The sequence below is a fragment of the Streptomyces pyxinae genome, assembly GCF_024756275.1.
Classification (GTDB): domain Bacteria; phylum Actinomycetota; class Actinomycetes; order Streptomycetales; family Streptomycetaceae; genus Streptomyces; species Streptomyces pyxinae.
Map to the genome: position 1 here is coordinate 23754 of NZ_JANUGQ010000034.1, position 15047 is coordinate 38800.

At 74.3% G+C, this 15047-nt stretch carries 12 protein-coding genes; 5 read left to right on the top strand and 7 right to left on the bottom strand.

Annotation, left to right across the window (positions count from 1 at the left end; all coding sequences use genetic code 11):
• The first annotated feature begins 72 nt into the window (after positions 1-72).
• Positions 73-3609 carry a S41 family peptidase gene (locus tag NX801_RS27515; RefSeq protein ID WP_258790650.1) on the top strand — a complete coding sequence of 1179 codons (3537 nt, stop codon included), beginning with the start codon at positions 73-75 and terminating at the stop codon, positions 3607-3609.
• Positions 3610-3849: 240 nt separating this feature from the next.
• Here the strand turns inward: NX801_RS27515 and NX801_RS27520 are convergent, their stop codons facing one another.
• From NX801_RS27520 to NX801_RS27535, 4 genes are all read right to left on the bottom strand, one after another.
• Complete coding sequence (locus tag NX801_RS27520) at positions 3850-4026, bottom strand: hypothetical protein (RefSeq protein WP_258790651.1); 177 nt, start codon at positions 4024-4026, stop codon at positions 3850-3852.
• Positions 4027-4125: 99 nt separating this feature from the next.
• On the bottom strand, positions 4126-5040 hold the full coding sequence (locus tag NX801_RS27525) for an SDR family oxidoreductase (RefSeq protein ID WP_258790688.1): 915 nt from the start codon (positions 5038-5040) through the stop codon (positions 4126-4128).
• Between the two features lie 8 nt (positions 5041-5048).
• Entirely contained in the window at positions 5049-6095 is a 1047-nt protein-coding gene (locus NX801_RS27530) for an alpha/beta fold hydrolase (protein ID WP_428986250.1), read from the bottom strand.
• Between the two features lie 107 nt (positions 6096-6202).
• The gene (locus NX801_RS27535; protein WP_258790652.1) at positions 6203-7720 is read right to left on the bottom strand and encodes a flavin-containing monooxygenase; all 1518 of its coding nucleotides are present in this window, start codon (positions 7718-7720) and stop codon (positions 6203-6205) included.
• Positions 7721-8250: 530 nt separating this feature from the next.
• On the opposite strand from NX801_RS27535, the gene NX801_RS27545 reads away from it, so the two are divergent.
• Positions 8251-8892 carry a MerR family transcriptional regulator gene (locus tag NX801_RS27545; RefSeq protein WP_258790690.1) on the top strand — a complete coding sequence of 214 codons (642 nt, stop codon included), beginning with the start codon at positions 8251-8253 and terminating at the stop codon, positions 8890-8892.
• Between the two features lie 68 nt (positions 8893-8960).
• On the opposite strand, the gene NX801_RS27550 is transcribed toward NX801_RS27545, so the two are convergent.
• Both NX801_RS27550 and NX801_RS27555 read right to left on the bottom strand, forming a co-directional pair.
• Entirely contained in the window at positions 8961-10031 is a 1071-nt protein-coding gene (locus NX801_RS27550; RefSeq protein ID WP_258790653.1) for a DUF6528 family protein, read from the bottom strand.
• A 139-nt stretch (positions 10032-10170) separates the two neighbouring features.
• On the bottom strand, positions 10171-10968 hold the full coding sequence (locus tag NX801_RS27555; RefSeq protein WP_258790654.1) for an exodeoxyribonuclease III: 798 nt from the start codon (positions 10966-10968) through the stop codon (positions 10171-10173).
• A 60-nt stretch (positions 10969-11028) separates the two neighbouring features.
• Here NX801_RS27555 and NX801_RS27560 point away from each other — a divergent pair, with 60 nt between their 5' ends.
• Both NX801_RS27560 and NX801_RS27565 read left to right on the top strand, forming a co-directional pair.
• On the top strand, positions 11029-11505 hold the full coding sequence (locus NX801_RS27560; RefSeq protein ID WP_258790655.1) for a GNAT family N-acetyltransferase: 477 nt from the start codon (positions 11029-11031) through the stop codon (positions 11503-11505).
• A gap of 321 nt (positions 11506-11826) precedes the next feature.
• Positions 11827-12774, top strand: coding sequence for a trypsin-like serine peptidase (locus NX801_RS27565; RefSeq protein WP_258790691.1), 948 nt, complete (start codon positions 11827-11829; stop codon positions 12772-12774).
• Between the two features lie 138 nt (positions 12775-12912).
• Here NX801_RS27565 and NX801_RS27570 read toward each other — a convergent pair whose 3' ends face one another.
• Positions 12913-13539, bottom strand: a complete 627-nt coding sequence (locus NX801_RS27570) for a TetR/AcrR family transcriptional regulator (RefSeq protein ID WP_258790656.1) — start codon at positions 13537-13539, stop codon at positions 12913-12915.
• A 177-nt stretch (positions 13540-13716) separates the two neighbouring features.
• On the opposite strand from NX801_RS27570, the gene NX801_RS27575 reads away from it, so the two are divergent.
• Entirely contained in the window at positions 13717-14607 is an 891-nt protein-coding gene (locus NX801_RS27575; protein ID WP_258790657.1) for a saccharopine dehydrogenase family protein, read from the top strand.
• The last annotated feature ends 440 nt before the right edge of the window (positions 14608-15047 follow it).

A 15047-nucleotide genomic window follows, 5' to 3' on the forward strand; every position in this document is an offset into this window, starting at 1 on the left:
CGGGCCCGGTGCCACCGCGCTGGTCAGGCGGCCGAGTTGCCCCGCTCCCGGTGCGCCGAAAGCATGGGCCATGTGAGCAGCGAGCGCGCGTACCTCAGGTACCCCCATCTCCACCAGGACCTGCTGTGCTTCGTCGCCGAGGACGACCTCTGGGTCGCCCCGCTCGGCGACGGCGACGATCCGCCGGGCCGGGCGTGGCGGGTGACCGCGGACCGGACCCGGGTCGGCCACCCGCGCTTCTCGCCGGACGGGCGGTTCCTGGCGTACACGAGCTGGCGGAGCATGGCCCCGGAGATCCATCTGACCCCGGTGGACGGCGGCACCGCGCGGCGGCTGAGCCACTGGGGGTCGTTCGACACCCGGGTGTGCGGCTGGAGCCCGGACGGGGACATCCTGGCCGTCGCCTCGCACGGGCAGCCGTTCTCCCACTTCTCCTGGGCCTACACCGTGCCGACCAGCGGGGAACCCGGGAAGCGCCTGCCCTGGGGGCCCGTCTCGGACATCGCCGTCGCGGAGCTGGACGGTCAGCACCGGACCCTGCTGCTGACCGGCAAGCCCCCGCACGAGCCGGCGGCCTGGAAGCGCTACCGGGGCGGGGCGACCGGGCGGCTGTGGCTGCACGGCGAACGGCTGCTGCCCGATCTCGAAGGGCACCTGGACTGCCCGATGTTCGTGGCCGGCCGGATCGCGTTCCTCTCCGACCACGAGGGCGTCGGCAACCTCTACTCCTGCCTGCCGGACGGGACCGGCCTCACCCGCCACACCGACCACGACGCCTTCTACGCCCGGCACGCCTCCTCGGACGGGCGCCGGGTGGTCTACCAGTGCGCGGGCGACCTGTGGCTGGTGGACGCCCTGACGCCGGACTCGGTCCCGCGCCGGCTGGGCGTACGGCTCGGCGGGCCGCGCACCGGACGCCGTACGTACCAGGTGCCGGCCGCCAGCCATGTGGACGCGGTGTCGGTGGACGAGACCGGCCGGGCCAGCGCGGTCGCCGTGCGCGGCAGCCTCTACTGGCTGACCCACCGGGACGGCCCGGCCCGCGCCATCGCGGACACCCCGGGGGTACGGGTGCGGCTCCCCGAGATGCTGGGCAGCGACGGGCGGATCGCCTATGTCACCGACGCCGAGGGCGAGGACGCCGTCGAGGTCGCCCGGCTGCCCCGGGTGAGCGGTGACCACCCGTCGCTCCGGCTGGCGGCGGGGCGGCTGGGCCGGGTGCTGGAGATGGTGGCCGACCCGGAGGGCAAGCGGCTGGCCATCGCCGCGCACGACGGCCGGCTGCTGCTCCTCGACACGGCGGAGGAGGACGGCGGGACGGAAGGGGAGGACGAGGGGAACGACACGGCGGACACCGCGCCCGGGCCCACAGCCCAACCGGCCACCGCCCCGGAGGACACCACCGACACCCCCACGGAAAGCACCGCCGCCACGGACCCGGCGAACACCGCCGATACCGGCCCGGCGAACACCGCCGCCACCGACACCACCGCCATCGCCACGGCCACCGCCACCGCGAACACCGCCGCCACCGACACGGAGACCACCGCCACGACCGGCACCGAGAAGACCCCCACCCCCCGCACACCCCCCGGCACCGTCACCGAGCTGGCGCGGTCGCTCAACGGGCCGGTGCGGGACCTGGCGTTCTCGCCGGACGGGGCGTGGCTGGCCTGGTCGCATCCAGGGGTCGGGCGCTCGCTGCGGCAGATCCGGATCGCCCGGATCGCGGACGGCACCGTGGTGGACGTGACCGACGGCCGGTTCGAGGACGAGAACCCGGTGTTCACCCGGGACGGCCGGTATCTCGCCTTCCTCTCCTGGCGGGGCTTCGACCCGGTGTACGACGTCCACACCGGCGACCTGTCGTTCCCGCTCGGCTGCCGCCCCTATCTCGTACCGCTCTCCTCCACCACCCCGTCCCCCTTCGCGCTCTCGCCCGAGGGACGCCCGGCGGCGGGCGGGCTCGACCCGCTGGACGAGGAGACCGGCGACGGAACGCCCGTGGTGGAGACGGAGGGACTGGCCAGCCGGGTGACACCGTTCCCGGTGGCCGCGTCCAAGTACTCGGGGCTGCACCCGGTGAGCGGCGGCGGCCTGGTGTGGCTGCGCTGGCCGATCTCGGGCGCGCTGGGCGAGACCTTCGCCAACCCGGCCGACACCTCGGGCCGGCCGACCCTGGAACACTTCAACCTCGCCAAGGCCCGGCGCACCGAACTCGTGGACCATCTCGACTGGTTCGCGGTCAGCGGTGACGGCAGCAGGCTGGTCGTGGTGGACGAGGGCGAGCTGCGGGCGGTCCCGGCGACCGAGGGCGGCGACGGGGACACCACCGTCTATCTGGACCTCCGGCGGATCAAGCACGAGGTGGAACCGGGCGCCGAGTGGCGGCAGGCGTACGCCGAGGCGGGCCGGATCACGCGCGCCTACTTCTGGGAGCCGGACATGTGCGGGGTGGACTGGCCGGCGGTGCTGGACCAGTACCGGCCGCTGGTCGAACGGGTCGCCTCGCCCGACGAGTTCGCGGATCTGCTGCGCGAGGTGATGGGTGAGCTGGGCACCTCGCACGCGTACGTCACCCCCGCCCGCCGCAGTGAGGGCCCGCCGCACTATCAGCGGGCGATGGGCCTGCTCGGCGCCAATCTCGTCTGCCGGGACGGCCGTTGGCTGGTCAAGCGGATCCTGCCGGGTGACTCCTCGGACTCCAGGGCCCGTTCCCCGCTGGCCGGTACGGGCATCCGCGAGGGCGCGGTGCTCACCCATGTGGACGGCCGGCCGGTCGATCCGGTGGCGGGCCCGTATCCGCTGCTGGCGGCGGCGGGCGGCACCACGGTGGAGCTGACCTTCCTCCCCGGCGCCGGGGAGGGCGGGACCGAGGGGCGGGCCCGGCGGGTGGCGGTGGTGCCGCTGATCGACGAACGGCCGCTGCGCTACCAGGACTGGGTGACCAAGCGCCGCCAGGTGGTGCGGGAGCTGAGCGACGGCCGGTGCGGCTATCTGCACATCCCCGACATGGGCGGCTCGGGCTGGGCGCAGTTCAACCGGGATCTGCGGCGGGAGGTGTCCCGGCCCGCGCTCATCGTGGATGTGCGCGGCAACGCGGGCGGGCACATCAGCGAACTGGTGGTGGAGACCCTGACCCGCCGGATCCTCGGCTGGGACCTGACCCGGAACGCCCAGGCCGTCTCGTACGCCTCCAACGCCCCGCGCGGCCCGGTGGTCGCCCTGGCGGACGAGGCCACCTCCTCGGACGGCGACATGATCACGGCCGCCTTCAAGCTGCTGAGGCGCGGCCCGGTGGTGGGCCTGCGCACCTGGGGCGGGGTGGTCGGGATGACCGGGCGGCACCGGCTGGGCGACGGCACGGTGATCACGGTGCCGATGAACGCGGCCTGGTTCGAGGAGTACGGCTGGTCGGTCGAGAACCACGGCGTGGCACCGGACATCGAGGTGGAGCGCACCCCGCTGGACTGGGCCGAGGGCCGGCACGCCCAGCTCGCGGACGCGGTGGAGGTGGCCCTCGGGCTGCTGGCCGACCACCCGGCGGCCCGCCCGCCGGACTACTCGCAGGCCCCCTCCCGCCGCCGCCCCCCGCTGCCGCCCCGGTAACCGGGCGGTCGGACACCCCGGTGGCCGGACGGCCCGCCAGACCGAACAGCCCCGGCCACGTACCAGCGGGTGCGGGGCACGTACCGCGCACGCGAGAGGCGCACCCGGCGTCCCGGGTGCGCCTCTCGGTCTCACGGACGTACGCCCCCGCGCCGAAGGCGTACGGGCACGTACGGACACGTCATGCGCGGGTCGGCGCCCCCAGGGGCGGACGGCCCGTGCCGGACGCCGGAGGACCGGTTACTGGCGCTCGTCCAGCATCTCGTCCGCCATCCGGCGGTCGGGGCGCTGGTCCTCGTCCTGCTGGCGGTCCTGCCGCGCGCGCTGCTTGCCCTCGCGCTGGACCTGCTCGGCGCGCTGCTTCGCCTGGTCCTTCAGCTCCTGCGACTTGTCCTTGAACTGGTCTGCGATGCCCATCGATTCACTCCTGGATGGATGTGTGGGGGGACACGGGAACCGTTCTCCGGCTCCCGGGCAGGACCAGCCTGGCACGGGGGGACGACCCGTGCATTTCGATCAAGAGCCGACCATCCGCTCCCCCGTCCCGCGCGCCTCGTGGCCGCCGCGCTCCAGTTCGTCGGCGGCCCCGCCGGCTCCGACCAGCCCCCGGGAAGTGCCCGCGACCCGGGGGCCGAAGCGCTTCATCTCCCGCCGGGCGCCCAGCGCGACGAGCGCCGGCAGATAGCCGCGCACCGGCTGCATCCCGCGCAGCCACCACTGCGCGTACACATGCGCGGAGCGCCGTTCGATGCCCGCCACCAGCCGCTCCACGGCCGGGCCCAGCGGATAGGTGCGGTTGGCCGGCCAGGGCAGCCGCTGCCGCAGCTCCCGCATCACGTCGTCCTGGTCGGCGCCGCGCACCATGTCGGTGTCGGTCCAGGAGAGGTAACCGACGCCCACCCGGATGCCCTGGTGCGCCACTTCGCCCCGCAGGCTGTGCGCGAACGCCTCGACCCCCGACTTCGAGGCGCAGTACGCGGTCATCATCGGCGCCGGGGTGATCGCCGCCAGCGAGGCGATCTGGAGGAAGTAGCCCCGGCTCTCCGCCAGTACGGGGAGGAAGGCCCGCGCGGTGACCGCGCCGCCGATCAGATTGACCTCGATCACCCGCCGCCAGGCGTCCGGGTCGGAGTCGGCCAGCGGACCGCCCGTCGCCACCCCGGCGTTGGCGACCACGATGTCCACCTTGCCGAACCGCTCCTTGACCTCCCCGGCCACCCGGCGCATCGCCGCCTGGTCGGTGACGTCCGCGTGCCACCAGTCGCTCTCGCTGTGCAGCCGCCCCGAGACCCGCTTCAGCTCGTCCGGCTCCAGGCCCACCAGCGCCACCCGGGCGCCGCGCGCGGACAGCTTCCGGGCCAGCAGCTCGCCGACCCCGCGCGCCCCGCCGGTGACGACCGCGACCTGCCCCTCCAGCGCCACCCCGCCCATGACCCCGCTCATACCACTTCCTCCGTCGTCCTCGTGGGTTCGGTCGTGCTCGTGGGTACGGCCGCGTCCGGCGGTTCGGGCGCTCCCGGCGGTTCAGTCGTGCTCGCGGGTCCGGTCTTCGCGGCTCCGGCCGTCCGGGGCTGCCCGGGAAGCCCCGGGAGGTACGTCTCCGCCAGCGCGCGGATCCGGGCCGTGACGGCCTCCGGCGCCTCGACCGGGGACATGTGGCCGACCCCGGGCAGCACCTCCACCCCGAGGCACTCCGGCAGTTCGGCCGCCAGCGCGTGGGCGTGCACCGGCGGGGTGAGCCGGTCGGCGGCACCCGCCACTATGGCGGTCGGCACCCGCAACTCCCGTACGGTGTGCCCGATCTCCAGCTCCTCCAGCACATGCGCCCAGGCCACCCGGATCGGCCGGGGGCAGGCGTGCACGATCCGGGCGCACTCGGCCACCCGGTCCGGAGCGGCACCGGGCCCCATGGTCCCGTACTTCAGCAGCGCCCGGGAGACCGGCGTCACCGGCCCCAGCGGGGCGCGGGCGCCGAGTATGACGGTGGTCAGCAGGTCGCGCAGCCGGCCGGCCCGCAGCGGCAGCAGCAGCGACTCGGCCACCAGCCGGCTGGAGCCGGTGCTGCACAGCAGAGCGGCGGCCGCGTGCCGGCGCAGTCCGGGCCGGCCGGCGGCGGCCATCAGGGTCATCCCGCCCATCGAGTGGCCGACCAGCACCGCCTTCTCGTCCGGCTCCAGGGTGGCGGCGAGCACCGCCTCCAGGTCGTCGGCCAGGGCGTCGGTGGTGCAGCCGGCCGGGCCGACGGTACGCGACCGGCCATGACCGCGCTGGTCGTAGACGACCACCCGGTGGTCCCCGGCGAGCACCCGGAGCTGGTGCGACCAGAACAGGGTGGAGCAGGTCCAGCCGTGCGACAGCACGACGGCGGGGGCGCCCTCGGGGCCGTACACCTCGGCGTACAGCACCGTGCCGTCGGCGGAGACCGGGCGCAGCTTCCGTACCGGCGCGGGGACCGGCCCGGACGCGGGCGCCGTTCCGGTGAGCACGCCGGCCGTCCCCGAACGGGACCGCGTCCCGGAACTCGTACGGGAACGCGTGCGGTTGCTCACCCGGGGAGTCGTACCGGAATCCGTACGCGGGTTCCTGCGGGGGCTCATGCCAGGGCCTCCTCGGTCCGGGAGCCACGGTCGCGGACCCGTACGACCTCGTACTCGGAGAGGTCCACCGCCCGGGTGGCGCGCCGGAACTCGGCCGTGGTGCCGGGCCAGATGGTGGTGTTGCGGCCGTTGGCGTCCAGGTACCAGGAGTCGCAGCCGCCGACGTTCCAGACGGTGCGCTTCATCCGGTCCTGCACCCGCCGGTTCCAGGCGGCGACGGCGGAGGGACGGGCGGCGAGCGTGGTGCCGGGGCCGAGCCGGTCCAAGTGGCGTATGTAGTCGGCCAGATAGTTCAGCTGGGACTCGATCATCAGGATCATGGAGGAGTTCCCGAGGCCGGTGTTGGGGCCGATGATCGTCATCCAGTTGGGGAACCCGGCGGCGGTGGCGCCGCGCAGCGACTCCATGCCGTCCTTCCAGCTCTCCGCGAGGGTGATGCCGTCGGCGCCGGTCACCCGCTCGGCTATCGGCATGTCGGTCACATGGAAGCCGGTGCCGAAGACGATGGCGTCCACCTCCGCCTCCGAACCGTCGGCGCCGATCAGCCGGTTGCCCCGGATCTCGGTGAGCCCGGCGGCGACCACGTCCACATTGGGCCGGGCGAGCGCCGGGTAGTACTCGCTGGAGAGCAGGATCCGCTTGCAGCCGATCCGGTAGTCGGGGGTCAGCTTGGCCCGCAGCTCCGGGTCCCGGACGGCACGTGCCATGTTGGCCTTGGCGATGTTCTCCACCAGGCCCAGCTCGTTGGGCCGCTTGGTGAAGGCGCTGACCTGCAACTCCCGTATGCCCCACAGGAGTCCGCGCCGGGCCGTGGCGGTGGCGGGGACCTTGCGGTGCAGCCAGCGCTCGGCGGCGGTGATCGGGCGGTCCATCCGGGGCATCACCCAGGCCGGGGTGCGCTGGAAGAGGGTCAGCCGGCGGACCTCCGGCTGAATGGCGGGGATGATCTGGATCGCGGAGGCCCCGGTACCGATCACCGCGACCCGCTTGCCGGTCAGGTCGTAGCCGTGGTCCCAGCGGGCCGAGTGGAAGACCCGGCCGCCCTGCTCCTCGAAGGCGGCGAGCCCGGGGATGTCCGGGATCTTCGGGTCGGAGAGCGGTCCGGCCGCGCAGACCACCACATCGGCGGTGAGGTCGCCCCGGCCGGTCTCGATCTCCCAGCGCAGTTCGTCGTTGTCCCAGCGCATCCGCCGCACCTCGTGGCCGAGCCGCAGATGCGGGCGGAGCCCGAAGGTGTCGGCCACCCGCTCCAGATAGGCGCGGATGTGCCGCTGCCCGGAGAAGGTGCGCGGCCAGTCGGGGTTGGGCGCGAAGGAGAAGGAGTAGAGGTGGGACGGTACATCGCAGGCGCAGCCGGGGTAGCTGTTGTCCCGCCAGGTGCCGCCGACCGAGTCCGCCCGCTCCAGGACGACGAAGTCGGTGACTCCTTCGCGGCGCAGCCGGATCGCGGCCCCCAGGCCGCCGAACCCCGATCCGATCACCGCCACCCGTACATGCCGTTCATGCTGGCTCATGCCGCCTCCGCCTCCGCTTCCGCCACTGCCTTCGCCGCTGCCGGCTCACCTCACCCACAGGGCGCCGGAACCGCGCCAGTAAACACTGGCACGGTTCGGAGAGTAGAGCAGTCGGCTACCGGGCGGTAGGGGTAGGACCGAGGAAGTTACCGGGGGTACGGCATAGGGTGGCGGCCGTGACGAGTGAGCAGGCGGCCACCCGGGGCCGGCCCCGGCGCCAGACCCGGCGTTCTCCGGGGACCCCGGGAGGTCAGGGAAGCTCGGGAACCCCGGAGACCCCGGGCATCCCCGAGGCCCCGGGAGCCCCGGGGAGCCCAGGGACTCCGGGAACGGCAACCGGAACGTCCGGCGATCCGGGGCCCCGGGGAGGCCCCGGCGGCCCGAACGGCTCCGGTGCACCCGGCGGCTCCGGCGATCTGAAGGGCCCCAACGGCTCCGGCGGTCCCGTCAGTCCCGGGGCGCCCGGTGGCTCCGGCGGCCCCGGGGCGCCCGGTGGCTCGGCCGCCGCACCCGGGGCCCGGGAGTACCGGATGGAGGAGCTGGCCGAGGCGGCCGGCATCACCGTCCGCACCCTGCGGTTCTACCGCGAGCGCGGCCTCATCCCGCCGCCCCGCCGGGAGGGCCGGATCGCCTGGTACGGGCCCCAGCACCTGACCCGGCTCCGTACCATCGCCGCCCTGCTGGAGCGCGGCCACACCCTGAACGGCATCGCGGACCTGGCCACCACCCTGGAGAGCGGCCGGGACATGGGCGAGGCGCTCGGGTTCGTGGAGCCGACCGAGGAGGAGCCGGTCCGGCTCACCCCGGAGGAGCTGGCCGACCACTTCGGGGACCAGGTGACCCCGGACAACTTCGCCGCCGCCCTGGAACTCGGCTATCTGGCCGCCGACGGCGAGGAGATCGTCCACATCAGCCGCCGGCTGCTGGCCGTCTCCTCCGCACTGGTCGGGGAAGGCGTCCCGCTGGCAGCCGTACTGGCGGCGGCGGGCCGGGTGCGGGAGCACGCGGACGCGCTGGCCGACCTCTTCGCCGAGCTGCTCGTCACCCACCGGGGCGGCACCGAGGACGCGGACCGGCTGCGCCCGCTGGCCAAGAGCGTCGTGGACGCCGAACTGTCCCTCGCGCTCGACCGCCGCCTGCGCGACCGCCCCGCCGCACCCGACACCCCCTGACCGCCGGGCACCGGGCACCGGGCCCACCGAAGCGGGGAGCGAGGGAACCGGGAACAGTCGATCAGGGATCAGTTCCCCGCCCGCCACCAGCGGGCCTTGTAGATCCCCCCGCCCTCGAACCGGTACGCCCCCTCCGGGCGGTGCACCGCGGCCGTCCGGGTCCACCAGGTCTCCGGCAGCCCGGGCTCCGGGACGGTGGACAGCACCTGTCCGGTGCCCGGGTCGTCCCCGACCGACTTGACGTCGGCGCGGCTGATTCCGGCCGCCCCGGGGAAGTCCCGCACGAACTCCCCGGTGCTCTTCACGTACTGGTACACCGCCTTGCCGGTGCTCACCCACAACCGGCCGGTGTCGCCCGCCACTTGGCCCAGGTCGTGGCCGCCCCGCTCGGGCAGCGGCACCTCCAGGAGCCGGGTGAGCACCGGCGCCCCGCCGGCGGGGCCCGGCTCCGGGCGCAGCGCCACCAGCCGGTCGCCGCCCAGCGCCCACAGCACCCGCAGCCGGGCGTCCCAGCGCAGCCCGTGGGCGTCGGCCAGCGGGTAGCTGGTGTACGGCACCCCGGCCGGGCCCCGGGAGGCCGCGTACAGCCGGACCAGGCCGCCGGTGCTCGCGGCCACCGCCACATCGCCGTTGGGCAGCAGCTCGATGCTGTGCGGGTTGTCCGCGATGCCGCCCGGCGAGAGCGCGGCGCCCCAGTGCCGGCCGCCGCCCGGGTAGGCCACCACCGCCGCGAAGCCGTACGAGGCGGTGAGCAGCACATAGGTACGCCCCCGCCAGACCCGCAGCTTGGCCTCGTCCGGGTAGACCCAGCTCCGCTCGGGCTCCAGATCCGCGTACCGGGCGTCCCCCACCGGCGAGAACGCCCAGCGCACCGCCGCCGGCCCCCACTCCCGGCGCCGCCCGTCCAGCCGCAGCACCCGCCGGGACGCCTGGTCGGCCAGCAGCACGTCCGGTGTCCCGGCGGGCACCCCGGTCGCGCCCGCGGGAGCCGCACGCGCGCCGGGGCCGGGCGCGCCGGAGGGGGAGGCGCCGGACGCGGGCGCACCGGTCGCCGGAGCGGCGGACCACCCCAGCAGCGGCAGCAGCAGTACCAACGGACTGAGTACGGACGGCCGGAGCCGTACGGCGACGGGACGCACGACCGCCACTGTGCCAGCCACCGCCCCGCCCGGACCGCCAACGCCCCGGAACCGTCCGGAAGTCGCCCCCGGCCCCGGCAGCCGCCGCCCCGGCCCGGCAGCCCAGGGCCCTGGCCGCGCCCCTGAGAACCCCCGGACCCTACAGCTCGTACACCGCCGAGACCGGGGCGTGGTCGCTCCACCGCTCGTCGTGGCTCGCGGCGCGCTCCACCCACGCCTTCACCGCGCGCCCGGCCAGCCCCGGCGTGGCCACCTGGAGGTCGATGCGCCAGCCCGAGTCGTTGTCGAAGGCCCGGCCCCGGTAGGACCACCAGGAGTACGGCCCGGCCTGGTCCGGGTGGAGGGCCCGGACCACGTCCACGTACCCCGCCTCGTCATAGACCCGGGAGAGCCAGGCGCGCTCCTCCGGGAGGAAGCCGGAACTCTTGCGGTTGGCCCGCCAGTTCTTGAGGTCCGCCTCCTGATGGGCGATGTTCCAGTCGCCGCAGACCAGCACCTCGCGCCCGTCGGCGGCGGCCCGCTCCCGCAGTTCCTTGAGGTACGGCAGGAAGGCGTCCATGAACCGGACCTTCTCGTCCTGCCGCTCGGTGCCCACCTCGCCGGACGGCAGATACAGACTGGCGACGGTGACACCCGGCAGATCCGCCTCCACATAGCGCCCGCCGGTGTTGAACTCGCTCACCCCGAAGCCGACCCGCACCGCGTCCGGCTCCCGCCGGGTGTAGAGCGAGACGCCGGCCCGGCCCTTGGCGAGCGCCGGGGCGTGGACGGCGAACCAGCCCTCGGGCGCCCGGACGGCCGCCGGGATCTGCGACTCCTCCGCGCGGACCTCCTGGAGGCAGACGACATCGGCCGCCGTACCGGCCAGCCATTCCACAAAGCCCTTTTTGGCGGCGGCGCGCAGTCCGTTTACATTCGCGGTGGTCACAGTGAGCATCCCGGCACCCTACCCACCACTCCCCTCCCCCGCCTCCCCCATAGAGATACGATACCCCGTATGATTATCCGCCCCACCGCCTTCGACCACCCCGACGCCGTCAAACTCAATGACGAGGTGCAGCTGGAGTACGCGCGGCGGTACGGCGACGAGGGCGATCTCACACCGCTGGACCCCTCGATGTTCCGGGCGCCGCACGGGCTGTATCTGCTCGTGTACGACCCCTTCGAGCGGCCCGTCGCCACCGGCGGCTGGCGCCGACAGGACCTGAACGGCGAGGGGTACGCCGACGGGGACGCCGAGCTGAAGCGGATGTACGTGATCCCCGAGGCGCGCGGCCGGGGGCTGGCCCGGCGGGTGCTGGCGGAGCTGGAGGAGGACGCCCGGGCGGCGGGGCGCGTCCGGATGGTGCTGGAGACCGGCGACATGCAGCCGGAGGCCATCGCCCTCTATGTGTCGAGCGGCTACGCACCCTGTGCCAAGTTCGGCTACTACCGCGAGTATCCCAGCAGCCGCTGTTACGCGAAGCTCCTCTAAAAACCCCTGGAGCAGCCGGAATTGACCTCCGGCACTCCCCGCCCCGGCACCCGCGCGGCCGCCGTCCGGCCCGCCGGGGAATGGCCGACACCCCGCTGCCCGGGGCGCCGCGCCCCGTGGCACGCTGCCTCACGTACGTCGATCCGCTCCGCTTCCCGTTCCCCACCCCGTCCGGGCGTGCCCCGGCACGTCCCCCGGGCACGGCAGAAGGAGATCCGCGTGAGACGCCCCCGCCGCACCCCCGGCACCACCCCCGCCCGGCCGGCCACCGCTCCGGCCCTGGCAGCGCTGTCCGCGCTTTCGGTGCTGTCAGCCCTCTCGATGCTCTCGGCTCCCGCCGCCACCGCCGCCCCGGTCCCCGCCGAGCCCGCCGCTTCGGCCCCGGCCCGTACCGTCCCGGCCGCCGAGCAGCGCGGCGCCCAGGTCTTCTGGACGGCCGCCCGGATGCGCGCGGCCACCCCGCTGGACCCGCCGCTCGCCGGGACCGCGCGGAGCGGTCAACGGGCGCCCGCCGGAAGGCCGGTCACCGTCCCGCCCACGTCCCCGGCCGCCTCGCGGACCGCCTCCCCGGCCGCCGGTTCGCTCGCCTTCCCGCAGCCGGGCGGCCCCTGGACCGGCGCCAAGGCGGTGACCACCACCTCCGGCCGGGTGTTCTTCACCCTCAAGGACCGGACGGCCTCCTGCTCCGGCAACGCGGTGACCAGCAAGAACGGCAGTACGGTGCTCACCGCCGGGCACTGCGTCAAGTACCAGGGCAGCTGGCACACCAACTGGATCTTCGTCCCCGGCTACGACAACGGCCAGGCACCGTACGGCCAGTGGCCGGCGGCCCGCACGCTGACCACCCCGCAGTGGGAGGCGACCGAGGACATGAACAACGACATCGGCGCCGCCGTGGTCGCCCCGCTGAACGGCCAACGGCTCACCGATGTCACCGGGGCACAGGGCGTCCAGTTCAACGGCGGCTACAACAAGCGGATGTACAGCTTCGGCTTCCCGGCCGCCGCCCCGTACGACGGGACCAGACTGATCTACTGCAGCGGCAACTCGTCCAAGGACTTCCTGCTCACCCAGGACCACGGCCTCGGCTGCGACATGACCGGCGGCTCCAGCGGCGGCCCCTGGTTCACCGACTTCGACGAGGCGACCGGCACGGGGCTCCAGGTGTCGGTGAACAGCTTCGGCTACGTCTTCCTGCCCAAGCGCATGTTCGGCCCCTACTTCGGCGACGAGGCCAAGGCCCTGTACGACCGGGCCCAGACCTCCTGACACCGTCCGTCGCCCGCGCTCCCGTCCGCCGACGGCACCGCGGGCGACGGCCCAGTCCCCGTCAACGACCGTCAACACCCGCGGCACGTACGCACGGTGGCGGTCGTCCCGACCGGGCGACGAGTACGACGACCCGCATCAGCGCAGCAACTGCCGCACCAGCGCGTCGGCGGCCCATCGCTCCCAGCGCTCCGGCGACCAGCCGCGCCCGTCGACCAGCAGCCCCCAGCTCTCCGGCCCCAGCACGGCCAGCGCCACATCGGCGGCCGCCTCCGCGTCGAACCCCGCCCGCAGTTCCCCGGCCTTCCCGGTCAGCGCTCGGGCGAAGTGGAGCTGCGCCGCGTGGCGTTGCTCCTGATTGGTCCGCCACAGCGCGGCCAGCTCCGGGTCGGCGGCCGCGGCACTCCGGACCACCTCCAGCACCGGTGCGGCCCGCTCCAGCACCGCCCGCGCCCCGGCCGCCTGCCGGGCCAGCTGACGGGCCGGGTCGGGCTCGGCCACCACCTCCCGGGCCCAGGGCCGGTCCAGGGTGGTGACCGGCTCCGCGTCCCCGGCGACCGCCAGGTCCAGCAGCTCCTTCAGCAGGGCCCGCTTGCTGCCGAAGGTGAAGTACACGGTCTGGGTGGCGACTTCGGCGGCCCGGGCGATGCCCTCGACGGTCGTCCCGACCCAGCCCTGCTCGACGAAGAGCCGGCCGGCCGCGTCCAGCATCCGCCGCCGGGTGCGCCGGGCCTTCTCCGCACGCGTCACCGGACGTTCGCCCACATCGACCACCTCACCCGCACCACGGACCTTTGACTGTAGTGACACTACAGTGATATTTCACTAGAGCATGGCTACAGCCAACCCCCCTCCTCCCCCTCCCGGGTTCTCGTCGCCGGCGGCCACGGCGCCGTCGGTACGACCGCGGCCGGGGCGCTCGACGCCTGGTTTCCCGGCCGGGTGCTGACCGGTGGCCGCAGCCGGGGCGTCCGGATCGATGTGACCGACCCGGCCGCCTTCGGCCGCACCCTGGACGAACTGCGGCAGGAGCCCGGCGGTCTGACCGCCGTCGTGCTGTGCGTCGAGCCGCCCGACGCCGGCATCGCCCGGGCCTGCCTGGAGCGGGGCATCGGCCTGGTGGACGTGGGAGCCACCCGCGAGCTGCTCGACGGGACGGCGGCACTGGACGACCTGGCGCACTCCACCGGGGCCACCGCCGTGCTGAGCGTCGGCGTCGCCCCGGGCCTCACCAATCTGCTGGCCCGCCGGGCCCATGAGGCGGTGGGCGGGGCCGAGCGGATCGACCTGACCGTCCTGCTGGGTGCCGGGGAACGGCACGGCGCCGACGCGGTGCGATGGACGGCGGCCGGGCTGGCCGAGCCGGTCACCGGGGCGCCGGGACGGTACGACCTGCCCGGGTACGGGGCGCGTACGGCCCACCCGTTCCCGTTCTCCGACCAGCACACCCTGCGCCGGACGCTGGGCGTCCCGGAAGTGACCACCCGGCTGGCGCTGGACTCACGGCCGCTCACCGCCGCCCTCTTCGCCCTGCGCCGCACCGGATCCGCCCGCCGGCCGGCCGTACGGCGCCTGCTCACCGAGGCGTTCCGCCGGATCCACCTGGGCGGGGACGGCTTCGCGATCCGGGCCGACGCCGTACGCGGCACCCGGCACGCCGCCTTCGCCCTGGCCGGCCGGGAGCAGAGCCGTATCACCGGCCTGACCGCCGCCCACACCACCCGCGCCCTGCTGACCGGCCCCCTCCCGCCCGGCGTCCACCACCTGGAGACCCTCCCCCACCTCACCGACCTCCCCGAGCGCCTGGACCTGGTCGTCCACCGGGTCGGATGACCCCCGCGCCCCCTCTCCTGCCACGCACCATCCACGCCTGTGCAAGGCGCAGGCCACACGCTCTGACTGCGCTGGGACGACTCCGGCTCATAGAGCGAGGCAGGTGGAGGCAGATCTTCCGAGCAGACTCCAGAACTTGGGCAGCTGCAGACCCCACTGACAGACATAGGACGCCATGACGGAGCGCCTGTACGCAGCACTGGCCCCCTTCAGAGATGCGGCTTCACTCGGCAAACACACGGAGGTGGAGGGGCCCACCGAGGACTGAGCTCTCTCACAGGGTCCCACGTCTCCACGGGTGCCCAACTCCCCTACTTGCAGGCACCTTTGCCGCCCACCCCGCGTACGAAATGGTTTCGCATTCCGTCCGATCACCTCGCAGCCACTCCCCTGATTACTGCCGCAACACCTCAGGGTGCGATTCTCTGCGCTTGCGTGTC